This is a genomic window from Dermabacter jinjuensis, from assembly GCF_902381725.1.
In the GTDB taxonomy this organism is placed as follows: Bacteria; Actinomycetota; Actinomycetes; order Actinomycetales; family Dermabacteraceae; genus Dermabacter; species Dermabacter hominis.
In genome coordinates this window covers 1,094,781-1,120,304 of sequence record NZ_LR698963.1, presented here as the reverse complement: position 1 = coordinate 1,120,304, position 25,524 = coordinate 1,094,781, and the positions used below count along the sequence as shown (strand labels likewise).

22 protein-coding genes are annotated in these 25,524 nt (G+C 63.6%); 8 read left to right on the top strand and 14 right to left on the bottom strand.

Annotation, left to right across the window (positions count from 1 at the left end; all coding sequences use genetic code 11):
• Positions 1 to 16: 16 nt before the first annotated feature.
• Both FXY94_RS04835 and FXY94_RS04830 read right to left on the bottom strand, forming a co-directional pair.
• Complete coding sequence (locus FXY94_RS04835) at positions 17 to 1,129, bottom strand: GuaB3 family IMP dehydrogenase-related protein (protein ID WP_016663902.1); 1,113 nt, start codon at positions 1,127 to 1,129, stop codon at positions 17 to 19.
• Between the two features lie 10 nt (positions 1,130 to 1,139).
• Positions 1,140 to 1,844 (bottom strand): exonuclease domain-containing protein, encoded by a 705-nt coding sequence (locus FXY94_RS04830; protein WP_016663901.1) that lies wholly within the window; start codon positions 1,842 to 1,844, stop codon positions 1,140 to 1,142.
• Between the two features lie 90 nt (positions 1,845 to 1,934).
• Between FXY94_RS04830 and FXY94_RS04825 the strand changes: the two genes are divergently transcribed.
• On the top strand, positions 1,935 to 5,312 hold the full coding sequence (locus FXY94_RS04825) for an ABC transporter ATP-binding protein/permease (protein ID WP_016663900.1): 3,378 nt from the start codon (positions 1,935 to 1,937) through the stop codon (positions 5,310 to 5,312).
• A 9-nt stretch (positions 5,313 to 5,321) separates the two neighbouring features.
• On the opposite strand, the gene guaB is transcribed toward FXY94_RS04825, so the two are convergent.
• From guaB to groES, 6 genes are all read right to left on the bottom strand, one after another.
• Positions 5,322 to 6,818: an IMP dehydrogenase gene (guaB, locus tag FXY94_RS04820; RefSeq protein WP_016663899.1), complete on the bottom strand. Its 1,497-nt coding sequence runs from the start codon at positions 6,816 to 6,818 to the stop codon at positions 5,322 to 5,324.
• Between the two features lie 9 nt (positions 6,819 to 6,827).
• On the bottom strand, positions 6,828 to 7,469 hold the full coding sequence (locus tag FXY94_RS04815; protein ID WP_016663898.1) for a hypothetical protein: 642 nt from the start codon (positions 7,467 to 7,469) through the stop codon (positions 6,828 to 6,830).
• Positions 7,462 to 8,439: a pseudouridine synthase gene (locus FXY94_RS04810; protein ID WP_016663897.1), complete on the bottom strand. Its 978-nt coding sequence runs from the start codon at positions 8,437 to 8,439 to the stop codon at positions 7,462 to 7,464. The genes FXY94_RS04815 and FXY94_RS04810 overlap by 8 nt, the downstream gene beginning before the upstream one ends.
• Positions 8,440 to 8,468: 29 nt before the next feature.
• The gene (locus tag FXY94_RS04805; RefSeq protein WP_016663896.1) at positions 8,469 to 9,212 is read right to left on the bottom strand and encodes a hypothetical protein; all 744 of its coding nucleotides are present in this window, start codon (positions 9,210 to 9,212) and stop codon (positions 8,469 to 8,471) included.
• A 154-nt stretch (positions 9,213 to 9,366) separates the two neighbouring features.
• Positions 9,367 to 10,953 carry a chaperonin GroEL gene (groL, locus tag FXY94_RS04800; RefSeq protein ID WP_016663895.1) on the bottom strand — a complete coding sequence of 529 codons (1,587 nt, stop codon included), beginning with the start codon at positions 10,951 to 10,953 and terminating at the stop codon, positions 9,367 to 9,369.
• A 10-nt stretch (positions 10,954 to 10,963) separates the two neighbouring features.
• Entirely contained in the window at positions 10,964 to 11,260 is a 297-nt protein-coding gene (gene groES, locus FXY94_RS04795) for a co-chaperone GroES (RefSeq protein ID WP_016663894.1), read from the bottom strand.
• Between the two features lie 439 nt (positions 11,261 to 11,699).
• On the opposite strand from groES, the gene FXY94_RS10800 reads away from it, so the two are divergent.
• Positions 11,700 to 11,873 carry a hypothetical protein gene (locus FXY94_RS10800; RefSeq protein ID WP_016663893.1) on the top strand — a complete coding sequence of 58 codons (174 nt, stop codon included), beginning with the start codon at positions 11,700 to 11,702 and terminating at the stop codon, positions 11,871 to 11,873.
• Positions 11,874 to 11,974: 101 nt separating this feature from the next.
• Here FXY94_RS10800 and FXY94_RS04790 read toward each other — a convergent pair whose 3' ends face one another.
• Genes FXY94_RS04790 through FXY94_RS04775 form a run of 4 tightly spaced genes read right to left on the bottom strand, consistent with a single transcriptional unit; the run spans position 11,975 to position 14,797 of the window.
• Positions 11,975 to 12,463, bottom strand: a complete 489-nt coding sequence (locus tag FXY94_RS04790) for a molybdenum cofactor biosynthesis protein MoaE (RefSeq protein WP_016663892.1) — start codon at positions 12,461 to 12,463, stop codon at positions 11,975 to 11,977.
• Positions 12,460 to 12,954, bottom strand: coding sequence for a MogA/MoaB family molybdenum cofactor biosynthesis protein (locus FXY94_RS04785; RefSeq protein ID WP_016663891.1), 495 nt, complete (start codon positions 12,952 to 12,954; stop codon positions 12,460 to 12,462). Before FXY94_RS04785 ends, FXY94_RS04790 begins: the two co-directional genes overlap by 4 nt.
• On the bottom strand, positions 12,951 to 13,478 hold the full coding sequence (gene moaC, locus FXY94_RS04780) for a cyclic pyranopterin monophosphate synthase MoaC (RefSeq protein ID WP_016663890.1): 528 nt from the start codon (positions 13,476 to 13,478) through the stop codon (positions 12,951 to 12,953). Before moaC ends, FXY94_RS04785 begins: the two co-directional genes overlap by 4 nt.
• Positions 13,475 to 14,797 carry a molybdopterin molybdotransferase MoeA gene (locus tag FXY94_RS04775; protein WP_016663889.1) on the bottom strand — a complete coding sequence of 441 codons (1,323 nt, stop codon included), beginning with the start codon at positions 14,795 to 14,797 and terminating at the stop codon, positions 13,475 to 13,477. The genes moaC and FXY94_RS04775 overlap by 4 nt, the downstream gene beginning before the upstream one ends.
• 100 nt (positions 14,798 to 14,897) lie before the next feature.
• Between FXY94_RS04775 and FXY94_RS04770 the strand changes: the two genes are divergently transcribed.
• Both FXY94_RS04770 and FXY94_RS04765 read left to right on the top strand, forming a co-directional pair.
• On the top strand, positions 14,898 to 16,127 hold the full coding sequence (locus tag FXY94_RS04770) for a GTP 3',8-cyclase MoaA (protein ID WP_016663888.1): 1,230 nt from the start codon (positions 14,898 to 14,900) through the stop codon (positions 16,125 to 16,127).
• A gap of 4 nt (positions 16,128 to 16,131) precedes the next feature.
• Positions 16,132 to 16,416 carry a MoaD/ThiS family protein gene (locus FXY94_RS04765; protein WP_016663887.1) on the top strand — a complete coding sequence of 95 codons (285 nt, stop codon included), beginning with the start codon at positions 16,132 to 16,134 and terminating at the stop codon, positions 16,414 to 16,416.
• Positions 16,417 to 16,694: 278 nt separating this feature from the next.
• Here FXY94_RS04765 and FXY94_RS04760 read toward each other — a convergent pair whose 3' ends face one another.
• Both FXY94_RS04760 and FXY94_RS04755 read right to left on the bottom strand, forming a co-directional pair.
• Complete coding sequence (locus FXY94_RS04760; RefSeq protein WP_147594890.1) at positions 16,695 to 17,708, bottom strand: PDDEXK family nuclease; 1,014 nt, start codon at positions 17,706 to 17,708, stop codon at positions 16,695 to 16,697.
• A gap of 321 nt (positions 17,709 to 18,029) precedes the next feature.
• Entirely contained in the window at positions 18,030 to 19,196 is a 1,167-nt protein-coding gene (locus FXY94_RS04755; protein ID WP_016663885.1) for a ThiF family adenylyltransferase, read from the bottom strand.
• Positions 19,197 to 19,568: 372 nt separating this feature from the next.
• Between FXY94_RS04755 and FXY94_RS04750 the strand changes: the two genes are divergently transcribed.
• The 4 genes from FXY94_RS04750 to FXY94_RS04735 all read left to right on the top strand — a co-directional run bounded on the left by FXY94_RS04750 (position 19,569) and on the right by FXY94_RS04735 (position 25,443).
• The gene (locus FXY94_RS04750) at positions 19,569 to 20,564 is read left to right on the top strand and encodes an ABC transporter permease (RefSeq protein WP_016663883.1); all 996 of its coding nucleotides are present in this window, start codon (positions 19,569 to 19,571) and stop codon (positions 20,562 to 20,564) included.
• A gap of 4 nt (positions 20,565 to 20,568) precedes the next feature.
• The gene (locus FXY94_RS04745) at positions 20,569 to 21,567 is read left to right on the top strand and encodes an ABC transporter permease (protein WP_016663882.1); all 999 of its coding nucleotides are present in this window, start codon (positions 20,569 to 20,571) and stop codon (positions 21,565 to 21,567) included.
• Positions 21,560 to 23,635 (top strand): dipeptide ABC transporter ATP-binding protein, encoded by a 2,076-nt coding sequence (locus FXY94_RS04740; RefSeq protein ID WP_016663881.1) that lies wholly within the window; start codon positions 21,560 to 21,562, stop codon positions 23,633 to 23,635. Before FXY94_RS04745 ends, FXY94_RS04740 begins: the two co-directional genes overlap by 8 nt.
• A 74-nt stretch (positions 23,636 to 23,709) precedes the next feature.
• A complete protein-coding gene (locus FXY94_RS04735) occupies positions 23,710 to 25,443 on the top strand; it encodes an ABC transporter family substrate-binding protein (protein ID WP_016663880.1) in 1,734 nt (577 codons plus the stop codon).
• The last annotated feature ends 81 nt before the right edge of the window (positions 25,444 to 25,524 follow it).

Here is a 25,524-nt window from a genome sequence, read left to right as displayed (position 1 = left end):
TTTTTCGTGGAGGGTATCAGCGAGTCGTGACGACCTCGACGCGCTGGAACTCCTTGAGGTCCGTGTAGCCGGTCGTCGCCATCGCGTGGCGAAGCGCGCCGACGAGGTTCGTGGTGCCATCGGCAGAAAGGCCGGGGCCGAACAGGATCTGCTCGAGTGGCGCGACCTGGCCGACCTCGACACGGTGCCCGCGCGGCATCGTTGGGTGGTGTGCCTCGCTGCCCCAGTGAAAGCCGCCGCCGGGGGCCTCCGTGGCTCGTGCGAGCGCGGCACCGACCATGAGACCGTCGGCCCCGCACGCGATAGCCTTCACGATGTCACCGCTGCGACCGAGGCCACCGTCGGCGATCACGTGCACGTAGCGGCCGCCCGATTCGTCCATGTAGTCCCTGCGGGCCGCGGCGACATCCGCGACGGCAGAGGCGAGCGGCACGGAAATACCGAGGGTCTCCCACGTGGTTTGGCTCGCGCCGCCACCGAAGCCCACGAGAACGCCCGCCGCCCCCGTGCGCATGAGGTGAAGGGCCGCGGTGTAGGTTGCGCACCCGCCCACGATGACGGGGACGTCAAGCTCGTAGATGAAGCGCTTGAGGTTGAGCGGCTCGCGGTTGCCCGAGACGTGCTCGGCGCTCACGGTGGTGCCGCGGATGAAGAAGATGTCGACGCCCGCATCGACGACGCTCTTCCAGTGTTCCTGCGTGCGCTGCGGCGAGAGGGAACCGGCCGCGACCACTCCAGCTTCGCGTAGCTGCGTGATGCGCTCACGGATGAGGCCCGGCTTGATCGGCTCCGAGTAGATCTCGCGGATGCGGTGGTGAACATCCTTCGGGTCGAGGCGCGCAATCTCCTCCAGGAGCGGCGTGGGGTTCTCGTAGCGAGTCCACAGGCCCTCGAGATCGAGCACACCAAGCCCGCCGAATTGGCCGAGTTGGATCGCCGTTTCGGGGCTCATCACGGAATCCATGGGGGCCGCGAAGATCGGGATGTCGAAGTGGTAGGCATCGACCTGCCACGAGGTTGAGACATCCTCCGGGTCCCGCGTGCGGCGGGAGGGCACCACGGCTACATCGTCGAGGCCGTAGGTGCGACGGCCTCGCTTATTGCGTCCAATTTCGATTTCGTTCTGCACGGTTCCCAGTCTACAGAGGCCATACGGGATTGACGTCTGGTGTTTTGCCCTGCCGCTTGAGATAGTCGATGAAGTTATCGGCCCATGCACGGTGGAGCTCGATTTGCTTCTTGTGCAGCTCGGCGAGATCGCTTTCGGCAATGACCGTGTGCTTCTTCGCCATGGCGCGCAGAACATCGAGGGTCATGGATACATCGACATCTGCCGTATGCATATTGCCTTCCGGCTCCTCGATCCCGTACACCTCCATGAGGGTCGAGAGGTTGCGCTTGCCCTTGCGGTAGCGATCCAACCCGCGATCGAGCACGAGCGGATCGACGACAGGCGCGATCGCGCGGCCGAGGCGATCCTCGATCGTGGGCAGGCCGTTGCGGCTCAGCTCCGCTTCGATGATCGAAAGATCGAAGCCGCCGTTAAACGCGACGATCGGAGCGCCCTGCTCAAGGCACTCAACGATGCGCACCGCTATTTCCTCGAGGGCGGGCGCGGGCTCCATGCCGTAGGCGCGCGCGTGTTCCGTGGAGATGCCGTGCACGCGCGAGGCCTGCTCGGGAATCTCCACGCCCGGGTTGATGAGCCACGTCGCGACAGTTTCGCCCTCGCGGCCCGGCCCCGTGGAGAACACGAGGGCTGCGGTCACGATGCGATCATTCGCGGTATCCGTGCCGGTGGTTTCCGTATCAAAGCCCAGCATCGGGCCGTCAATCCAACTCATGTCACAAGCCTACGTCGGGGTGGGACATTTAAACGTGGCCGGCCGTAGGATGAGGAAAGACCCCCTTCGCGCGAGCAACCATGGAGAGCCGTGCTCGAACTGCACAACATCACCAAGTCCTACACGACGGGCACCTTTACCCAGGTCGCACTTGCCGGCGTGAGCGTCGCGTTTCGTGACAACGAGTTCGTCGCGATCCTTGGGCAGTCCGGCTCCGGAAAAACCACGATGCTCAACGTTGTGGGAGGACTCGATCACTTCGATTCCGGCGACCTCGTGATCGACGGTATCTCCACGAAGAACTTCAAGGACCGCGACTGGGATCGCTACCGCAACAACCGCATCGGTTTCGTTTTCCAGAGCTACAACCTCATCCCCCACCAGAGTGTCCTTGCGAACGTTGAGCTCGCTCTCACGCTCTCGGGCGTCGGGCGGTCCGAGCGCCGCGAACGCGCCCTCGATGCCCTCGCCAAAGTGGGCCTTGGCGAACACGTGCACAAGAAACCGAGTCAGCTTTCCGGCGGGCAAATGCAGCGAGTCGCTATTGCACGCGCCCTCATCAACGACCCCGAGATTCTTCTTGCCGACGAGCCCACGGGTGCCCTCGACTCCGCCACGTCCGTGCAGGTCATGGACCTTCTTCGCGAGGTCGCGAGCGATCGCCTCGTCATCATGGTCACTCACAACCCCGAGCTCGCCCACGAATACGCAACCCGCGTCGTCGAGTTTGCCGACGGCAACGTCGTAGGTGATTCCGATCCCTTCGACCCGGCCCTCGAGGAGACGCGCGAAGCGAAGCCCACGCGCAACACGCGCATGGGGCCGCTCACGGCACTAATGCTCAGCTTCAACAATCTCATGACGAAAAAGGGCCGCACGATCATGACCTCGTTCGCGGGCTCGATCGGCATCATCGGTATCGCCGCGATTCTCGCGCTCGCGAACGGCGTCAACAGCTACATCGCCAAAACCGAGGAAAACGCTCTCGCGAACTACCCTCTCAGCATCCAGAAGACGGGGGTTTCGATGGAATCGGGACTCGCGAACGCCAAGCCCAAAGGCGAAGAAAAAGCGAACACGGTCCGCGCCGTTGAGATGTACACGCGCTCCATGAACTCGACGAGCACCAACGATCTCGCTTCCCTCAAGAAGTATTTCGACGCCAACGGAGGAGGAATCAACTCCTACGTCAAGGCGATCGAATACTCGTATGCAGCCGAACCCCAGATCTACGCGCTCGGCACCGACAAACCCGTGCAGGTCCATCCTGAACAGGCGTTTTCTCAATACTCGGGAGGCTTCTCGCTCAGCCCCGCGAGCGCAATGTTCTCGATGGACGCCTTCCGTCAGCTTCCCGAAAACACCGCGCTCTACACCTCGAAATACCGGGTCCTCGACGGCCGCTGGCCAACAAACGCGCACGAACTCGTGCTCGTTCTCGACGAAAACGGCGAGATGCCCGATCTATACGAGTACACACTCGGCCTCAAGGACCACGCGAAACTCGACGAAATGATGGAGAACACGCAGGCTGGCCGGGCATCGGGAGATTCCGACGGCACCTCGGGAGACAAGAACTCCACAAAACCGGGCGAGTACACCTTCGACCAGATCATCGGCACCGAGTTCTCGCGCGTCAACGCCTTCGAGACCTACACCCACAACGACGACACCGGCACGTGGATCGACCGCAGCGGCGATGCCGACTTCATGCGCGAGAAAATCGAAAAAGGCGAGCGCCTCACGATCGTCGGCATCGTGCGCCCCAACGAAGGCGAGGACATGGGCGCGCTCCAGCAGGGCATCTCCTACCTCCCCGCCCTCACGGACCAGGTCATTACCGAAGCTGCCCAGTCGGAGATCGTCCACGAGCAGCGGGCGCATCCCGATGTCGACGTTTTCACCGGAAAGACATTCGACGAACTCAAAAACGACGATCAGGGCGACGACTTCGATATGAGCTCCCTGTTTACGGTCGACCAGGAGAAGATCCGCGGCGCATTCCAGATCGACGAGTCGAAGCTCCAGATGGACCTCAGCGGCCTCGATCTCAGCTCGATGCCCGCTCCGAACTTCGATCCGGGCGCACTCGATATGAGCGACCTTGATCTTTCGAGCCTCGACCCGGGCGCGGCAGCCGTCGGAAGCCCGAACGTAAACGTGGGGGATCTCGACCTTGCCGATCTCACGGCCCGCTACCCTCAGCTCGCCGATATCGACCTCCCAGGGGTTCTTGCGAAAGCACTTGAGGGCGAGGTGGTCCGGCCGGGCGCCGGCGAGTACCTCAGCGGTGAAGCGGGTGCGCTCGTCCAGGGTTTCCAGGCATATTACGCGGCCCATGCCGATTCCGACGGCGACCAGATTCCCGATCGGGACACGGCCGAAGTGGTGCTCGACTATCTCCAAACCGACGAGGTCCGCGCGAAAATCGAGGAGATTTCGAACTCCGACCAGGTCGTCAATCGGGAACTTCTCGAGCAACAACTCTCCGACGCTCTCGGTGAGGACCCGGCGCTCCAGGAGATTTCCTCGGCGGTCAGCAACGATCTCTCGAGCGCCATCGCCGAGCAGCTTTCCACCCAGCTCGGCGGCGCGCTCGCCAGCCAAATCCAGAACACGATCGGCGAGTATATGACGACCGCGATCGGCTCCATGATGCAGGAATACATGAGCGCCCTCCAGGGCGAGATTGAACGCCAGATCAATGACGCGATGTCCACGATGGGCGAGAATTTCGCGAATGCCATGAGCGTCGATCCGGAGAAATTCGCCGATGCGTTCGAGATGAACATGGACAAGGAAGAACTCGCTGCGTTCATGTCGACGATGGTGTCGACGCGCGCGGCAAGCTACGAGGACAATCTCGAAAAGCTCGGCTGGGCTGATCGCACGAGTCCCGATCAAGTCGATATTTACCCGGCGAGTTTCAAGGACAAGGACAAGGTCAAGGCCATTCTCGACTCCTACAACGCGCAGGCCAAGGCGCGGGGCGAGAAGAAAAAGGAGATTGTCTACACCGACATGGTGGGGATGCTCATGAGCTCGGTGACGAGCATTATCAACGTGATCACGTGGATGCTCATCGCCTTCGTGTCGATCTCGCTCGTGGTCTCGTCGATCATGATCGCGATCATCACCTACATTTCCGTGCTTGAGCGGCGCAAGGAAATCGGCATCCTGCGCGCGGTGGGTGCCTCCAAGGCCGACGTCCGGCACGTGTTCAATGCGGAAACCGTGATCGAGGGGTTGCTTGCGGGCCTCATGGGCGTGGGGGTCACCCTGCTGCTGTGCATTCCTGCCAACATCATCGTCGAGCAAAAATTCGACGTCGAGAACATTGCGAGCCTCCCGCCGCTCGCGGGAGTGATCCTCGTGGGAATCTCGGTGGTGCTCACCGTACTGGCGGGCGTGATCCCCTCGGGCAGGGCGGCGCGACAGGACCCGGTCGAGGCCCTGCGCGCCGAGTAGCCCCAGGCCTTAGCGGGCGCGGTAGTTCGGCGCCTCGACGATCTGCGCCATGTCGTGCGGGTGTGATTCCTTGAGACCCGCCGCCGTGATGCGCACGAACTTGCCGCGCTCCTTGAGCTCCGGAATCGTGTGCGCCCCCACGTAGAACATCGACTGTGCGAGGCCGCCCGTCAGCTGGTGCACGACGGTGCCGAGCGCGCCCTTGTAGGCGACAGTTCCCTCGATGCCCTCGGGCACGATCTTGTCGTCGGTCTCGACATCTGCCTGGAAATAGCGGTCCTTCGAGAAGGACTTCTTGCCGCGCGAAGCCATCGCGCCGAGCGAGCCCATGCCGCGGTAGCTCTTGAACTGCTTGCCGTTCATAAGGATCACCTCGCCGGGCGACTCGGCGGTGCCCGCCAGGAGCGAGCCGAGCATCACGGTATCGGCACCGGCAACGAGAGCCTTCGCGATGTCACCCGAGTACTGCAGGCCACCATCGCCAATGAGGGGAACACCCGCGCTCTTGCATGCCTTCGAGGCTTCATAAATGGCCGTGACCTGCGGGACGCCAACGCCGGCGACGACGCGAGTCGTACAGATCGAGCCCGGGCCCACGCCAACCTTGACGGCATCCACGCCCGCGTCAATCAGGGCCTGGGCACCTTCGCGGGTTGCGACGTTACCGCCGATGATCTGAACGCCGTCAAAGGCCTTATCAGCCTTGAGTCGGCGAATCATGTCGAGGGCGAGGCGCGCGTGACCATTCGCGGTGTCGACCACGAGCACGTCGACGCCCGCGTCGCGCAGCGCACCGGCGCGCTCGTAGGAATCGCCAAAGAAGCCCACGCCCGCGCCGATCAGCAGGCGCCCCTCGGCGTCCTTCGAGGCATTCGGGAACTGCTCGCTCTTGACGAAGTCCTTGACGGTGATGAGGCCCGTGAGCGTCCCGTTCTCGTCGACCAGGGGAAGGCGTTCGCGCTTGTGCTTGCGCAGCAGCGCCGTTGCCTCCTCGCGGCTCACGTCGGTGGGTGCCGTGTACACCTCGCGGGTCATGACGTCCGCAACCTTCGTGCTCGCCCACTCGGCGACGGGAATGAAGCGCAGGTCGCGGTTCGTGCAGATACCGAGAAGCTTCCCGTGTTCATCGACGACGGGCAGGCCCGAAACTCGGTAGTTGCCGCACGTCGCATCGAAGTCCTCGAGAGTCGCCTCCGGACCGATGGTCACGGGATTCGGGATGCGACCGGTCTGGGTACGCTTCACGAGGTCGACCTGGTGGGCCTGATCCTCAATCGAAAGGTTGCGGTGGAGGATGCCAATACCGCCGAGGCGCGCCATCGCAATCGCCATGCGAGCCTCGGTCACGGTATCCATCGCGGCGGAGGCGAGGGGCACCCTCAAGCTAATCTCGCGCGTGAGGCGCGAGGTCGTATCAACATCGCTGGGAATGACGTCCGTCTCCCCGGGGAGAAGCAGCACGTCGTCGTAGGTAAGGCCAACAAAACCGAAGGGATCATTCGTCATGATCCAACCTTAGCGCCGCCTCCTTGCCAGTTGCTTCCTGCGCGCATCAAATGCTTCGAGAAACACGTGCGGATCCTCGAATTCGCCGCGCCATGCCATCCCGTACTTCTTCGCAAGAGCGCGGTTCTCCCAGGACTTTCGCGCGGCTCGATCGCGCGCGAGCAACTGCGGGCGAGATACCCCCTCCCCCGCAAATACCCTCCGCTCGAATTCGGCGATTCCCTCGTAACTGCGGTCGTCCCAGCCGCTATAGGGGATGAGCAAGCGTCGGGCCCCCTCCCCCGCCTCCAGCGCCGTGACACCCTGGGGCCGAAAGTCCGGAACCACCGCCTGGACGTGCGCGACCGCAAGATGCTGCCGGCCCCGACGGACCTCGCCCGCAACCGGGTCCCACCAGGTAGTCCTGTGCACGCACGCGAGCACGGCGAGCAGAAGCAGCGCGAGCAGGGCCCAGCCCGCACACCACGCAAGCGGGAGCGACACAAACCATGGCCAACCGCTGATGCGCCCCACATACAGGCCCGTGACCGGAAGGAACAGCGCGGCAAGGAGCGGCGCCCCCCACTTGAGCCACGGCACTAGGCGCGCGACAAAGGTCGGGCCGAGCGCGATCCGGCCACCTTTCACACGCGGCTCAACGCGCTCAGTCATCTCCCGGCACCTCCGGCGGCCACCACTCGAACCGACGCTCCCTGCCCGTCACCGGATCAGTGAACGCCATGAGCACGCTCCACAGGGCGAGAGGCTCACTCACGTCCCGTCGTGACCGCTCCCCCGTCGCGGGATCGGGCGGGGGCGCGGGATACAGTTCGTCCCCCACAATCGGCAGGCCCACGTGTGCAAGGTGCACGCGCAGCTGGTGGGTGCGGCCCGTATGCGGTACCAGGCTCACGAGACTCCGACGGCTCTCCGCCTCACGCCGCATCATCCGCACGCTCGTCCACGCCTCTTTCCCATGCGGGTCAATGTGCGCCCAGAGATCACCGTGCCGTTTCGCGATGGGTTCGCGGATCTCGATCGGGCCGCGCTCGAGTTCGGCAAGCGTCGTCCCCTCCCCCGACACCCACGCCACGTACCGCTTTTGCACTTCCCCGCGCGCGAAGAGCTGCTGGTAGGCGCCCCGCTCCTGCGGAATCTTCGAGAGCACGAGGATCCCGCCGGTCTGCTTATCGAGCCGATGAATCGGCGAGAGATCGGGAAGCCCATGCGCGACTCGTAGTCGCACGAGGGCACTGCGGCGAATGTGCTCGCCGCGCGGAATGCTCGCCATCGTGCGCGGCTTCGCGACCACGAGCAGATGCCCGTCCTCGTACACGATCGGAATCTCGGCCGGCTCGAAAGGTTCCGGCGCGAGCTCCCGGTGGAAAAATACTTCGCGCGCACGCATCATCGGCTCCTGGGCTGACCACGCGGCGCCATGCTGGTCCACGACCTCGCCCTCGGCGAAACGCGCACCGAGGTCACGCGCCTCAGGCGAACCGAGCGCAGGGAATCGGTCCAGCAGCACCTCGCCTACCGGACGGCCCACCTCGCGTGGCGCCGCCACCACCCTCACGGCATCGAGCCCAGCCCTCTGCGGCAAAGGCGGGCGGGCAAAACGCTTCGTACGGCGGGCAGGCATGGCTCCATTGTGCCAAGGAACCGGTGGCTTCAGATCCCCCAGATCATGAAGGTCAGCACATTGTGCGCGGCGTAGAACGCGACAATCGCGAGCACGAACATGTTCGGGTGACGATCGATGACCGTCAGCGAGCCGGGCATCATGCGGGCAAGCTCACCGGGGCGCGCATGATCAATATGGTCGATCCTGACGCCGTGAGCCTCGGCTTCGCGCACGAGAATCGACTGCGCCCGCGTGCCGTAAAACGCGCCCGAGAGGTTCGCCACGCGGCTCGTACTCGAGCGCATGATGAGGGCAGCATCGAACGCATCGACCTCGGACTCCACGGGGTCACGAGGCTCTTTGCCGCGGTAGATGTCGCGCACGAGCCAAATTCCCGAAAGCGCACTCCAGCGCGCCGAACGCGGGATGCGGAAGAGCCCTCGAACCTTGATCCGATCGTCATGAAGGATCACGCACTGGCTGACAATGCGCAGCACCCCGATGAGCGCAAGAGCCACGACACCGAACCACACGTAAAGCGGCAGGGTGAACCAGTGATCGCGAAACAGTCGCGCATCACTCCAGAGGCCCTGACCGATGAAACTGATGCCCACGAGAAATTCAAGAAGAACCGTGAACACGATCGCCGCAAGGAGCGAGGCGCTCATGGCCGCGGGGCTCGGCCGCATAACAATCCTGTGCGCCTTGCCGTTGTGTCTCGTCGTCACATCCTGCGTGGGGCGCTCACCCCTGGGCGTGCTGCGCGATGGTGAGTGGAACACTGCGCTCATGCGATCCCCTCTCACTCTCGCGAGTTTCGGCAGTTCGGGCTTCGGTGTGCGTGGGCGCGCGCGGCGCGTTGTGGGTGCACTCCGCTAAGAATACGCCCCGCTTCTCGAGAAACCTCAAGGAGCGGGGCGCGTGAGATGGGGGGCCGACGATTGACTACTCTTCGTCGTCCTCGCGCTTGTCGACGACGAGGGTCTCGGTCGTCAGAACGAGGCCCGCGATCGAGGCGGCGTGGCGCAGGGCGCTGCGCGTCACCTTGACCGGGTCGATGATGCCAGCGTCGACGAGGTCGACGTATTCGCCGGTCGCAGCGTTGAGGCCGGTGCCCACCGGGGACTCCTTGACCTTCTCGACTACGACGTAGCCCTCTTCACCGGCGTTCTCGGCGATCCAGCGCAGCGGCTCGGCAACGGCCTTGGCGACGGCGCGAACGCCGACGGCCTCGTCACCCTCGAGCCCGAGATCATCGGCGAGGACGGTCGCGGCCTGGACGATGGCCGAGCCACCGCCAGCGACGATGCCCTCTTCGATCGCGGCACGCGTTGCGGCGACCGCGTCTTCGATGCGCATCTTCTTTTCCTTGAGCTCGACCTCGGTGTGCGCGCCAACCTTGATGACGGACACGCCGCCCGAGAGCTTCGCGAGGCGCTCCTGGAGCTTCTCGCGGTCCCACTCGGAATCGGTGTTCTCAATTTCTGCCTTGATCTGCTGGACGCGATCGGACACGGCTTCGACATCACCGGCGCCGCCCACGATGGTCGTGTTGTCCTTCGTGATGACAACACGCTGTGCGGTGCCGAGCTGGCTGAGCTCGGTCGTCTTGAGGTCGAGGCCGAGATCCGGCGTGATGACCTCAGCGCCCGTGAGGATCGCGATGTCCTGCATCATGGCCTTGCGGCGGTCGCCGAAGGCAGGAGCCTTTACAGCGGCGCCCTTGAAGGAGCCGCGCAGCTTCGAGACCACGAGGGTTGCGAGGGCTTCGCCCTCGACGTCCTCGGCAATCACGAAGAGGGGCTTGCCGGACTCCACAACCTTCTCGAGCACGGGCAGGAACTCCTGCACGTTCGAGATCTTGCCCTGGTTAATGAGCACGTAGGCGTCTTCGAGAACGACTTCCTGGCGGTCAGCGTCGGTCACGAAGTGCGGGGAGATGAAGCCCTTGTCGAACTGCATGCCCTCGGTGAAGTCGAGCTCGAGCGCCGTCGTCGAGGACTCCTCGACCGTGATGACGCCGTCCTTGCCAACCTTGTCGAATGCCTCGGCAAGGAGCTCACCGATCTCGGCATCCTGCGACGACACGGTCGCGACGGAAGCGGTCTGCTCCTTCGAATCGATGTCGATCGCGATCTCGCCGAGCTTCTCGCTGAGGGCCTCGACAGCCTTCTCCATGCCGCGCTTGAGCGCCGCGGGGGCGGCACCCGAAGCAACGTTGCGCAGGCCCTCGTGCACGAGCGCCTGGGCGAGAACGGTTGCGGTCGTCGTGCCGTCGCCAGCAACGTCATTGGTCTTGGTCGCGACTTCCTTCGCGAGCTGAGCGCCGAGATCCTCGTAAGGATCATCGAGCTCGACCTCGCGAGCGATCGTCACGCCGTCGTTCGTGATGGTGGGGGCGCCCCACTTCTTGTCGAGGACGACGTTGCGGCCCTTGGGGCCAAGCGTCACCTTGACGGTGTCCGCGAGCTTGTCGACGCCGCGCTCAAGCGCGCGACGCGCCTCCTCGTCGTAAATGATTTCTTTTGCCACGGTGCGCCTTTCAGCCTTCGATGATTGCGAGAACGTCGCGCTGGCTCAGAACGAGGTATTCCTCGGAGCCGTACTTCAGCTCGGTGCCGCCGTACTTCGAGAAGACGACCTTGTCACCAACCTTGACGTCCATGGGGATGCGAGCACCCTTGTCGTCGAAGCGGCCTTCGCCAACGGCGACGACCTCGCCCTCCTGGGGCTTTTCCTTGGCAGTGTCGGGGATGATCAGGCCCGAAGCAGTCACCTGCTCGGCTTCGAGCGGGCGGACGACGACACGGTCCTCGAGGGGCTTAATGGAGACCGACATGCGACCTCACTCCTTCTTTAATCAATGTGAAGTTGACGGGTGTGCCACGGTGGGATGCTCGTCGTCGCGGTGCCGAGCAACCCGGCGCACCTTTGGCACTCTCACGCTGAGACTGCCAACGGATCAAGACTAGTGTGCCCGTTAGCACTCGTCAAAGCTGAGTGCCAGCTTTACGCGGAGCGCAAACCCCCACAACTCCTATGCAATTCAGGTGGGTGGGATTCGGGTCAAAACGGGGCCTAGGTCCCATAAGCCCGCGGCTCCTACGTCACATATCCGGCATACCGGAACCCGGGTTCCATATCACACGGTCCACCCTAGCGCGACTTTGTGTCCACTTCATAAGATTGAAACACGTGAGAAACCAGCGGTGGAGAGCGCTCTACCGCCACTTTTCGCGCACAAATTAGGTACCACCGGTAGTGAGGACACACCCAAAATGACCATCATCCGCTCAATCTTCAAGACCTTCGAAAACCTCGCCGATCACATGGTTGGACAGGACGTCGAAAGACACAACACGGTTCACAAGAACCGACTTGGCGGCGACTTCGCGGCAATCGCACAGGCCCGGAGCAGCCAGGGCTCGACAACCCTCGGTCTCGGCCGCTAAATCCCCCAACCTCACCTACCGAACGCCCCGCGCGCCGCTCCTACGAGCGCAGCAGCGCCGGGCGTTTATTCATGCCCCAAAACCTAAGATCGAAACGCTCCTCAGCCGATCGCGGCGACCCACTCGTGGGTACCGTCGGAAAAATACTGGTCCTTCCAAATCGGAACGCGCGCCTTCACCTCATCCACGAGATCCGCACACGCCTCGAATGCACGCGCCCGGTGGGGAGCTGCGACCGCAGCAACGAGCGCCGAATCGCCCACCTCAAGAGCACCGTGGCGGTGGCTTGCGGCGACGAGCACATCCGGGTAGCGCTCGGCGATCGTGCGCACCACATTGGCCATGACCTCGCTCGCGCTCGGGTGCGCCTCGTAGGCGAGACGCACAACCCCGCGCCCCTCATCGTGGTCGCGCACGAGTCCGTCGAAGGTCACGAGCGCGCCGCAGCGCCGATCCTCGACACAACGGACCATGTCAGCGACGGCGACCGGCTCGCCACTCACGCTCGCGTGACGCACGCGGTCCTCGACGCCGCCGAGGCGCGGGTCGCGCTCATCCTGCACTGCTTTCACGTCTTTCCCCTCGCTCATTCGTGACCTCCCCCATCGCGCTGGCGCAGGACGTGCTCGACAATGGGCTCGAGCACCGCCATACCGTCCTTCACTCCACCACGGGAGCCGGGCAGATTCACCACGAGAGTGCGACCGGCGAAACCGGCAAGCCCCCTGCTCACTACCGCGTACGGCGTCGATTCGCGCCCCTTGAGTCGCAAAGCTTCCGCAATCCCGGGGATCTCTCGCGTGAGGTGGGGGCGAGTTTGTTCCGGCGTGACATCGCTCGGCGTGAGGCCGGTGCCTCCCGTCGTGATCGCGAGATCCACTCCCGAGGCGATGACATCTGCAAGGGCGCGGCCAACGTCGGGCCCATCCGGAACCACCGTGACGCCACACCCGCGAAAGCCGCACCGTTCAAGCCACGCGGAGAGCACGGGTCCCGTGAGGTCTTCGTATTCGCCGCGAGCCGCGCGCGTCGAGGCGACGATCACGCACGCCGACCAACCGCGCTCCCCCACACACTTCACCGCGCACCGCCCTTGTCGCCGCTCGCGACGTTACGGTCCCAATCGCCGCTCTTACCCCCGGACTTCGCGAGAACCTTGACGTCGCCGATTACCGCGAGGTGATCGACGGCCTTCACCATGTCGTACACCGTGAGCGCCGCAACGCTCGCCGCCGTGAGTGCTTCCATTTCGACGCCAGTCTTCCCCTCGGTCTTGACGCGCGCGCGAACCTCGATCGCCTCGGGAGCGATCCGCGCGAAGTCCACGGTGACCTTGGTAATGGGAAGCGGGTGGCACAGCGGGATCAGCTCGTGTGTGCGCTTGGCCGCCATGATGCCCGCAACTCGGGCGACGCTGAGCGCCTCCCCCTTCGGCAGCTCGCCCGCGAGAACCCGGTCGATCACGTCGGCGCGGCTCGTCAGGGTCGCGCTCGCGACAGCTTCGCGGGTCGTGACGGCTTTGCTCGACACATCGACCATGTGGCTCGAACCGTCGGAGCGCACGTGCGTAAGGGGGCTGCTATCGCCACTGTTGACACTGGTCATCGAAGAATCATCACCTCATGAATGTCGCCGTCGGCCACGCGCGTGACCTCCGGGGGAATAAGCACGAGCGCATCGCTCAGGGCGAGCGCGCCCACGAGATGCGAACCGGGGCCGCCCACGAGCTTCACAGTTGAGTCAGCGTTGAGCCGGGCCCGCCGCACCTGCACGAGCCCCTCCGGGGAAGGCTCGCTCGCGCCGGTTTGTGTGCGCACCGGCAGGTGCACACGCGCGCGCGGCGGTGCTGCGAGGGCGTCGCGAACGAACATCTCGAGGCTCACGTACGCCGAAACCGGGTTGCCGGGTAGCGCGATCCACGCGACCTCGCCATGCTCCGCCGCGAGCATCCCGAGTCCTTGCGGCCCTCCCGGCTGCATCGCCACCTTGTCAAACGCGAGGCGCAGCGGCGAGGCTGCCATCTGGGCCGCCTGGCGAATCGGCTCGACGGCCCCCGCACTCACCCCGCCGGTCGACACGACAAGATGCGCCCGGGCACTCTCGCATGCCGCACCCACGTCATCGAGAAGCGCACGCGGATCATCCGGAACGCGAAGCCTGGCGCACACCTCGATCCCCGCGTCTTCAAGCGCCGCGGACACGAGGAAGGAGTTCGCATCAAAAATGCGCCAGTCATCCGGCTCCGGCTCCCCCGGCTCGCGCACTTCAGTTCCCGTCGAGACGACAACGGCGCGCAGCCGCTCGCGCACCTCCACTTCGGCCACGCCAACAGAAGCGAGGTGCCCGATCAGGCGCGCAGTCAGCACCTGGCCCGCCCGCGCGACAACGTCGCCGCACTCGGTGTCGCTTCCCGCGGGGCGCACGAAACACCCCTCGGTGCGGTGCTCGGGGGCAAGGGTAAACGTGAGGTCCGACGGTTGCTGGCCGACGTCGGATTCTTCTTTCGTCCGCTGAGCAAAACGGCCGACCGCGGTCTCTTCGACGGGGATCACGGCGTTCGCGCCCGCGGGGATGGGGGCGCCCGTCATGATGGGGCGAGCCGATCCCGGCTCGAGCGTCGAGGGCTCGTCGCCCGCCGCGATGAGAGGGCCGAGCGGAAGCGTAATCGGGGCACCGTCGGGGGTTGGGGCGAGGCTTTCAACGTTGAGCGCGAAGCCGTCCATCTGCGAGTTTGCGACGGGAGGCACATTCACGGGCGAGGTCACGTCTCGGGAGAGGGTGCGGCCTCGGGCACGTTCGAGGCCGACGGTTGCCACGCCCGGGGCGTGTGGCGAATCCAGCACGGCGCCCATGAGCTCCCGAAGGCTCCGCCGGTGCTCGGCGAGAGGGATGCGACCAGGCGCGAGGCGCGAGTCTTGCTCCACGGTGGTGTTCCTTCCTCGTGTGGCCAGGGCCTCTAGGGTAGCGCGCGAAAGTCCCCTAAGCTGGTGTGACACCTCTTTGTCGTTCCCCGTAAAGGAGAGCATGTCGATCGATCTCGGGATGCCGAAGCCCCGCGCCATGGACCCCATCGAGGAAGCGCCCTCGACCGAAGGGCGCCCCGCAACGGGCGCGCTCATCGACACCTTCGGGCGTACGGCGCGCGACCTGCGCATCTCCCTCACGGATTTCTGCAACCTCCGCTGCACCTACTGCATGCCCGAGGCCGGCCTCCAATTCCTCAAGAAACCGCAGCTCATGAGCGTCGAAGAGGTCGCGCGGTTCGTCCGCATCGGCGTGGAGGAGCTCGGAATCCGGGAAGTGCGTTTCACGGGCGGCGAGCCGCTCACGCGAAACGACCTCGCCGACATCATCGCCGAAGTCGCCGCCCTCGATCCCCGGCCCGACATCTCGCTCACGACCAACGCGATCGGCCTCGAAAAACGCGCCGAAGGACTGGTGGCTGCGGGCCTTGACCGCATCAACATTTCGCTTGATTCGGCGCATTCCGAAACGTTTGAGGCAATGACTCGCCGCCCGTTCCTCCACCGCGTCCTCGAGGGCATCGAGGCCGCACGCGCAGCCGGGCTGAGTCCCATCAAAATCAACGCCGTTCTCCAACCCGGCGCGAACGAGCACGAAGCGGCCGAGCTCCTCGCGTGGTGCCTCGAGCGCGGCCTCGAACTGCGCTTCATCGAATACATGCCACTCGATGGCGCCGGCCGCTGGAACCGCGAGCGCATGGTGACCGCCGACGACGTGTGGCAGCTGCTCAGCCCCTACTACGTTCTGCACCCCGTGCGCGAGGTGCGCGGCGGGGCGCCCGCCGAAAAATTCGATGTGTGGCCGCGAGAAGGCGTCGCGGGCCCGGGAGCGCCGGGCACGATCGCCAAGGCGCTCAAGGATCGCGGCATCGACCCCGCCGACACACGCGCGGTGCGGCGGGTTCTACCGCCACCGCCCGGCGAGCCGTTCGTCGAAGCGTGCGAGCGGCCGGGCACTGAGGCGCTCGGAACCGTCGGAATCATCGCCTCCGTTACCCGCTCGTTCTGCGCGGACTGCACCCGCACGCGCCTTACCGCCGAGGGCCGCGTGCGCACGTGCCTGTTCTCGCACACCGAGACGGACCTCCTCGGCCTCATGCGTTCCGGCGCGAGTGACGAAGCTATCGCCGATCGTTGGCGCGCCGCCCAATGGGGGAAGCAGGTCGGTCACGGCATGGAACGCAGCGACTTTGTTCAACCCGAGCGGCCCATGAGCGCCATTGGAGGATAGACGCATGACTGAAAAAACCACCGCCGACGTTCGCTTTTTTGCCGGCGCGGCCCACGCCTTCGGCACAAGCGAGCAACGGGTCGAGTTCGAAGGGACGACCCTCGGGGACCTGCTCGAAGCGCTGCGGTCAGGCGCCATTTCGGAGGCGGGGCCCGACGCCGGTGAGGTACTTGGCCGCTGCAGCTTCCTCGTGAATGCGGTGAGCGAGAACGACCCGAAGGCGCGCCTCGTCGCGAGCGAGGGCGGCACTATCAGGGTGGACGTGCTGCCGCCATTCGCGGGCGGCTGAGGGTCGTCCCTTTCACGGCTTCCCCGGAGCCGCAGCCCCACCGGGCGGGGTCTCTGTCTCGCTCCAGGCAGGGTCTCCGCAGCCTTCCAGGCGAGGCCTCTCCGCAGCCTCTCTGGTACCCCTCCGCCCCCACTCCGGCACCCCTCTGCGTCGCCTCCGGGCCCTCTCCTTGCTCTAGGAAACTAACCCCAACGTTTGTGGCGCTTTTCGGCGCTATACCGCCACAAACGTTGGGTACAGATTCCCATTCGGTCCCTGTCCACCTTGCTCGACCGTTGCTATGACCGCGTCGGGCCGCACGCAATTCTCGTCCTACGCCTCAGTGCCCTCTGTGCAACCGCTGCCGCGCGGGAATTCCCGAGTGCCCTCATCACCACATCATCGGGGGCGTTGAGCGGAAGTAGCGGCAGGTCACGGATATGGAGACGAAACACCTCGAGACCGCGATCCGCGTACACGAAGTCCTTTGCGCGATCCCGCTCGATCGCGTCGAGCGTGCGGTGGTAGTCACCGTCGTACTCCCCCACAACCCGCTCCCTTTCCCAAAAGAAATCTGGCGAGCACACAATGCGCCCATGCTCGTCGAGAATTGGGACATTGAGACGCGGCTCTTTGAGCCCCGCGAAGACCATTGCGAGCCGTGCACGACTCTCCTGTGCGGAATCGGAGCCCACCCTGATAAGTTCGAGTGCCTTTCGCGCACGACAAATTCCGGGAAGGCCTGGGTAGGCGGCGACTGCTGCCTCCAATTCTGCGAGGGTTGCGTAGGCTCCAGTTCGCCCGATCTCGAGGTTCGGGCGAGGCACGCGTACGAGTGCATCACCGGCGGCCACGAGGTAATCGAGCGGAACGATCGACGCGAGATCGAGCCAGGTGCGCACGCGAGACAGGATTTGCAGCGTGTGGTTCCCGCGCCGGAGAGTGCGCACTTCGTGCGGTTCAACCCGTGAAAAATGCAGGTCAATCATGGGATGTGGCCGCGCGTCCTTCAGCGACGTCGTGAAGCTCATGGGCGCCGCGGGGTCCCACGTCGAGAGCTGGGGCGGAAGCGGCATCTCATGCACCCGCGCCGCATTCACCCCCGAAAGCACCAGGTGCGAGTACTTCGCGCAAAGCGCCCGGGCAAGTTCAGGCTCGGTGAAGTCCCGGTTCCTGTCGGCATATAGGCCGGGGCCGAGGGTCGCGATGTCGCTTCGTCGAAGTCGGTCTCGACTGATCCCGTGATCAGCGAGGTCACGCGAAACAAACACCGGAGGAAGCTTCTTTGGCAGCGGCAAGGGAGGTCGATTCATACGGCAAGTCTTGCCGCCGGCGGCCTTGCGAAAAAGCGCCCCTGCCAAATTGTGGATAACTTCCGATGGTTCAGGTCGCCGCGGCCCAAGACCCCGAATCTGTACCCAACGTTTGTGGCGGTATCGCGGCGAATACCCCCACAAACGTTGGGGTTAGTTTTCTAGGCCAGAAGAAGGGGGCGGGAAGCGGAAGAGAGGCAGGAGCGGGGCTACAGGCAGGAAGGCTGCGGCGAACGGATGGGGAGCAACAAGAAGGCAGTGGCGAAAGGATGGGGAGCACGAGCCACGCCAGCACCCCTCACCTCCATAGCCACAACACCACTAATCACCCAGGGTTGCAGCAAGGTAGCCGCCCGCCATGTCGGCCACTTCGATCCCAAGCGCTGCAAGCTCGGCCTGCACCGCCGCCGAACGCGCCCCTCCCGCGCAGTGCACAATCGCGCCGGACAGCTCATCGACGCTTCGAAGCGGCCCGACGGCCACTCTCTCCCCTCGCGCAAATTCCATGAGTTCGGCCCGCGGGATATTGACGGCATGAGGCAGCATGCCCGCCGCAGCTTCCGATTCTTCGCGGATGTCGATAAGGAGCCGGCCGGAGGCAGCCTCACGCCGCGCCTGAGCTGGCGAGAGGACTTCCCCGTGCACCGGCGCCGCCCCGGGTGACTCGACCGCGGGGAAACCACACGTTTCCACGAGGTCTTCGAGTTCGGTGACGGGCGCGCGGCCCGGACGACGGGCAACGTCGATGCGCGTCCAGTCGCCGGTCAGTGCGCTATAGAGCTGAATGCGCCCATAGAGCGGAGTGCCGAGACCGGTGAGGACCTTGAGGGCCTCCATCGCCATTGTTGAACCGATGACGCCTACGAGCGGACCCAGCACCCCCGCCTCACTGCAGCTAGGGACCTCGCCTGGCTTCGGGGGGCGAGGGTGGACATCCCTATAGGTGACGCCACGGCCTGAATCGCCATAGAACGCAGCCACTTGCCCGTCGAACGCAAGGATCGACCCCCAGATCAGAGGCAGGTTGAGGATTTCGCAGGCGTCGGACACGAGGTAGCGAGTAGGGAAATTGTCGGTGCCGTCAAGAACAAGGTCGTGACCCTCGAGAACTTGAAGCACATTGATCGGCGTCAGCGCTTCGGGCACTTCCCGTACGTCGACGGTGGGGTTGAGTGCGCGGACGGCCGCTGCGGCGGAAGAGGTCTTCAGCGTTCCGACGGCGGACTCCGGATGTATAACTTGCCGCTGCAGGTTGGAAATATCCACTCGATCAGGGTCCGCAACGGTAATGTGACCAACGCCAGCGGCGGCTAGATATTGCAGGATAGGCGCTCCAAGACCCCCCGCCCCAACGACCACAACCCGGGCCTGCCTCAGCTTTTGCTGCGTCTCCAGCGTGAAACCCGGGAGATTGAGGTGCCGGGAGTAGCGCCTATAATCGGTACCACTAAGCTCTCGAGGCGAATCACCGACTGCATAATTAACCATGTTTTTTAGTCTCACAGTTTGACTTGAACAAAGGAGGCGTAGAAAAATCCTTCACAATGGTCCGGTGAACCACCTCACATGAGGTACAGTTCAACCGTTCCGTGAATAGTTCATGACCTTTCCGTGACGCCGCTGTTCACAATACGGTCAGCGTCTCCACGGTCGTTGAACTGCCCTATTCTGGAGCATCCCCGCGCCCGCCCCGGACGCACCCGATCCCGTCGCCCCCGGGCGCCGACTGCAAATAAGGAAAGCACGCGTGACCCTTATATCCACCCCCCTCAGCGCCTGCCGCGTCGCAGCCCCCTCGCGCCGCGCACAGAGTGCATGGGAAGTCAGCGAGCGTTTCACCGCTCTGATCGGAGCACTCTCGTGACAAAGTACCTCCTTCGCCGTTTCGTGAACTACGCGTTCCTCACCGTTGTGGCAACCGTGTTCGCCTACATCGCTGCCGGCAGCTTCTTCTATCCGCGCCGACGTTGGCTCAATCAGAATCCTCCAATTCCCGAGGCCTCAATCGACGCGGCGCTCAACGAGTTGAACATGAATGACAAGGTGCCGATCCTTCAGCGCACCTGGACGTGGCTCTCGAACATCGTTGTAAAGCCGTGGAGCCAGAAGCTCGGCAAGGACATCTCGGGACAGTGGGTCATCGATCAGATGGCGATGCGCGCCGGCGTTTCGCTGCGCCTCCTGATCGCTGGCGCAATTCTCGGGGCCCTTATCGGCGTCATCCTCGGCGTGTGGGGCGCTGTTCGCCAGTACAAGCTTTCAGACCAGGTTGTCTCGTATGCCTCGTACGTGCTGATTTCGACCCCGACCTTCGTGGGCGGTCTTCTACTCATGGTTGTGGCCACGAAGCTTAACCAAGCACTCGGCACGCAGCTCATTCGCTTCAGCGGCTCGTACACCCCCACGTATCACGCGCAGGGTGGAATGACCGCTTTCCTCGACAGTGTCAACCACCTGATCCTTCCCACCATCGTCCTCGCCGCCTTCGGTGCAGCCGGGTACTCGCGCTACCAGCGCTCGATCATGCTTGACGTCCTCGGAAGCGACTTCATTCGCACGGCCCGCTCGAAGGGCGCAACCCGTAATCACGCTCTCGTCAAGCACGGTGTGCGCGTAGCACTCATCCCCATGTCGACGTACTTCGCCTACTCCTTCGGCACGCTCGTCGCGGGCGCCGCGTTCCTCGAAATGATCTTCTCGTGGGCGGGCATGGGCCAGTACGGCATCAACGCGGTTCAGCAATCCGACGTCAACGCCCTTGCGGGCAACGTGTGCTTCACGTCGATCGTGATTCTGTTCTCCTCGATGCTTTCCGAAGTTCTTTACGCGGCGCTTGATCCGCGAGTGAGGGTGTGACGCCATGAGCTCCAGCAACCCGATTCCCCCCGTCAACGAAGCTACCGAGCTTCCCGAAGCCGTTCCCGCGACAGAAGAACTCGCGGACAGCGCAGCGACGGATCCGAAGGGCAAGCGCCGCCGAAAGGCGGAAAAAGCGCAAAAGAAGCCTCTTTCGCGCTGGGCGCTCGTGTGGCGTCGCCTCAAGCGCAAGCCAAACTTCTGGATTGGCGCGATCGTTCTTGGCGCGATCGTTCTGTTCGCGCTCTTCGGCAACATTCCGAATGTGTACGAGCTCGGCGAGACCGATGCTTACAGCTACAACTCCCCGCCTAGCGGGCAGCACTGGTTCGGTACGGACTCGATTGGCGTGGATCTCTACGCCTCGATGGTTGAAGCGCTTCGCAAGTCGCTCTTGATCGGTCTCCTTGCTGCGCCCGCCGCGACGCTCATTGCGGCGTTCGTGGGCTCGCTCGCCGGTTACATCGGCGGCAAGCTTGAGACCGTCGTCAACTGGATCATTAACCTCCTGCTCGTGCTCCCCGTGTTCTACGTGCTCATGATCATTTCGCCGCTTCTGTCGAACGTGAGCTGGATCGTCATCGTCGTCGCCATCGCGGGCTTCGGCTGGATGGTGATGGCGCAGATCGTGAAGAACCAGACCAAGTCCCTCAAAGACCGCGAATACGTGAAGGCTGCGCGCTACATGGGCGTTGGCACGACCACGATCCTCGCGCGCCACATCATCCCGAACGTTGCCTCGCTTCTCATCATCGATGCGGCGCTCGGCGTGAGCGGCGCAATCCTGTCCGAAACGTCGCTGAGCTTCTTCGGCCTCGGCATTCAGCCGCCGGACGTCTCCCTTGGAACGCTCATTGCGAACGGCCAGAATGCGGTTCTTACCCGCTGGTGGCTATTCGTGATTCCCGCAGCCTTCCTCGTCGCCCTGCTTACCTCGGTGAACTTGCTCGGTGACGCACTCCGCGACGCAATCGATCCCACGAGCGAGGTCAACCGTGCCTGAACCACTTCTTTCCGTCCAAGACCTCACGGTCACCTTCCCGAACGCCAATGGCGATGTTCGCGCCGTGCGCGGCGTGAACTACCACGTCAACGAGGGCGAGTTCCTCGGTATCGTCGGTGAATCGGGCTCGGGTAAATCCGTCAGCTCGATGGCCGTCATGGGCCTTCTTCCCACCTCGGCGAAGATCACGGGCGAAATCACCTACCGCGGAGAGTCGCTCCTGCGCAAGAGTGACCGCCAGCTTTCCGACCTTCGCGGTCGCGAGATCTCGATGATCTTCCAGGATCCCCTGAGTGCTCTCACGCCGGTCTATACGATCGGCCAGCAGATCGAAGAGGCCCTCACGCTGCACAACTCGAATATGAGTTCGCAGGCACTGCGTGCGCGCTCGATCGAGCTTCTGAAGATCGTGGGAATTCCCGCAGCCGAGCGCCGTGTGAAGGCCTTCCCGCACGAGTTCTCGGGCGGCATGCGCCAGCGCGCGATGATCGCGATTGCGATGGCGAACGACCCGCAGCTCATCATCGCTGACGAGCCGACGACCGCCCTCGACGTGACGATTCAGGCGCAGATCCTCGAGGTCCTTCAAAAGGCCAAGGAGGTGACGGGGGCCGCCGTCGTGCTCATTACCCACGACCTCGGCGTCGTCGCCGGTAACGTGGATCGCGTTGCCGTGATGTACGCGGGCAAGCTCGTGGAAAAAGGCGGCGTTGACGAAATTTTCGCCGAGCCTCACATGCCGTACACCATGGGTCTGCTTCGCTCCGTCCCGAACATGCTGACGGCTGGCAAGGACCGCCTGGTTCCGCTCGAAGGTCGCCCGCCTAGCCTTGCCAATCTCAAGCCCGGGTGCCCGTTCGCTGACCGTTGCCCGGCCGCGATCGAGCTGTGCCGCACCGAAGAACCCGAACTTATGACCCACGTCGGCGACGGCGATCGACAGGTCGCGTGTCACCGCGCGAAGGAAATTGCGGCGGGGACGCTGAAACCGTCGGACATCTTCCCCCGCCCCCCGCACGTGGAGCGCGCGGTCAAGAGCCACGAGAACGACAAGCCCATCGTCAAGGCGACCGAGATCCAGCGCCACTTCCCGCTCTACAAGGGCGCTGTGTTCCGTCGCCAGGTTGGCGTCGTCAAGGCCGTGGACAACGTGTCGTTTGAGATCAAGCCGGGCCAGACCCTCGGTCTTGTGGGCGAATCCGGTTCGGGCAAGACCACGACGAGCCTCGAAATCCTCGAGCTCGTCGCGCCGCAGCACGGAACCCTCGAGGTGAGTGGCGTCGACGTCTCGACCCTCAAGAACAAGAAGGAACGCCTCGCCCTGCGTAAGGACGTCCAGATCGTCTTCCAGGATCCGATGGCTGCGGTCGACCCGCGCATGCCCGTGGGCGACATCATTGCCGAGCCCCTCACCGTGCACAAGGTGCCGAAAGACGAACGCTACAAGCGCGTCTACGAACTCCTAGAGCGCGTTGGGCTCGACCCGGAGATGGCAGACCGCTATCCCCACGAATTTTCGGGCGGTCAGCGCCAGCGCATCGGCATTGCGCGTGCGCTCATCACCGAACCCAAGCTTCTCGTGCTCGATGAACCCGTCTCTGCCCTGGACGTATCGGTCCAGGCTGGCGTGATCAACCTGCTCGAGGATCTCCGTGACGAACTCGGCTTGAGCTACCTCTTTGTTGCTCACGACCTCGCCATTGTGCGCGAGATCGCCGATCACATCGCGGTCATGTATCTGGGTCGCATCGTTGAATACGGCCCCGTCCAGGATGTCTTTGAGAACCCGAAGCATCCCTACACGCGTGCTCTCATGTCCGCGGTTCCGGTTCCGGACCCTAAGCTTGAGCGCGCCCGTACGCGAGTTCTTCTTGAAGGGGATCAACCAAGCCCCACTGAAGAGATCATCGGCTGCAATTTTGCTTCGCGTTGCCCCCTGATCGGGATGCTTAGCGAAGAGCAGCAGAACCTGTGCCGAACTGCGGATCCTCAGGGCACGCAGGTCGGAGCCTCCCGCGTGGAATGCCATCATGCCGAGGAGACCTGGCGTCTAGTGGACGACCAGTAGAAAAATTTTGCCGCGTACCATAACCCCCTTTTCCCTTAAACAGGCCGCGGCTTCCCACAGGAAGTGAGATAACCATGAAGATCACGAGTACTCGCCGACTTTTCCTCCAAGGCACGGCAATCACCGGTGTGGCTGCCGCCGTGGCCGGTTGCTCGCAGAAGAGCGCCGAGGAGCAGAAAAACGAGAACAAGAAGAAGAATGATGCCGCTGCGAAGGAGGCAGAGAAGCTTCCCTCGACCGCGTGGGAGCGACTCGATTATGAGCAGGTTGCCGACGGCGGCACGCTTATGATCGCGATCGGTCAGATCCCCGCGAACTGGAACCCCAGCCACATCGACGGCAACGAAGTGTCGACGACGCAAGTCTCGAAATGGAAGGGCTTTGGCGCCAATATCAAGGCGAACGAGAAGGGCGAGATGAGCCCGAATCCCGACTACGTCGAGTCGGCTGAAATCACGAGCGAGGATCCCCAGATCGTCACCGTGAAGTTCAACAAGAAGGCCGTGTGGGACAACGACGGTTCTCCCGTGACGGTGAACGATCTCATCGCCGAGTGGAAGGCCTGCAACGGCGAAAACGAGGAATTTTCGGCCGTCACCACGCAGGGCTGGGATTCGATCAAGGAGATCCGCGCGAAGGACGACTTCACGGCAGAGATCGAGTACAAGACTGCGTTCCCCGACTGGTTGAGCTTCACCTATCCCTCGGGTCCGAAGGCGCTATTCGAGACGCCGCAAGCCTTCAACACCGGCTACGTAAATGACCCGGTTCCGGGCTGCGGCCCGTTCACGATCACGAACATCGACCGCAACGGCGGCGTCGTCACGTTGGAACGCAATGACAAGTGGTGGGGCCGCGCCCCGAAGCTTGAGAAGGTGATTTTCAAGGTCACGACTCAGCAGAACATGCCGCAGTCGTTCGCGAACGGCGAGATCGACATCATTGACATCGCCGACGGCGACACGCTTGGCCAGGCGAAGGGCCGTAAGGGCGCACAGATCCAGCGCTCGAACGGTCTCACCTGGACCCACCTCACGATGAACGTCAACGGTGGTGGCGGAGTGCTCCAAGACGTCGAGGTGCGCAAGGCAATCTTCGCCGCCGTGGACCGCAACGCCGTGGGCCGTTCCGTCGTTGAACCGCTCGAGGCGCCCATCGTTCTCAAGGACAACTACGTCTACATGCCTGGCCAGGAGGGCTACGAGGATTCGTTCGACGGCGATCTTTCGGGCGATGCTGAGATCGACAAGGCCAAGAAGATCCTCGAAGACGCCGGCTACGAGCTCAAGGGCGACGTGTACGAGAAGGACGGCAAGCCGCTCAAGTTCTCGATCGTCATTCCCGCAGAGACGAAGTCGAACGAGGATCGCGCACGTCAGGTGATGACGAACCTCAACCAGGCCGGTTTCAAGGTCGATCTCAAGACGGTTCCGAGCGACAAGTACTTCACTGACTACGTTCTCAAGCAGAGCTTCGACTTCGTGACGTTCAGCTGGGTAGGCACCCTCCTCGCGGAGCTGTCGAGCTCGAACACGTACCTGCCGGATTCGAACCAGAACTACACCGGCTTCAAGGATGAGAAGCTCAACGAGATCAACAAGCGCCTCCAGACCGAGCTGGATAAGGACAAGCGCCGCGAAATCGCGAACGAGTACTCGAAGCAGGTCGCTTCGAGCTACACGGTTCTCCCGTTCTATGCGACGCCGAACATCACCGGCCTGAAGGAAGGCCTCGTGAATATTGGCTCCGCGCAGTTTGAGACCGTGGACTACACGGCGGTAGGCTACAAGAAGGGTATGGAGGGCTAAGCCTTCATCGCGCTAGCGCGCCAACACGAACTGACCCCGCTTTTGTGCCTACGCGCAAAAGCGGGGTCACTTTTGTTCATT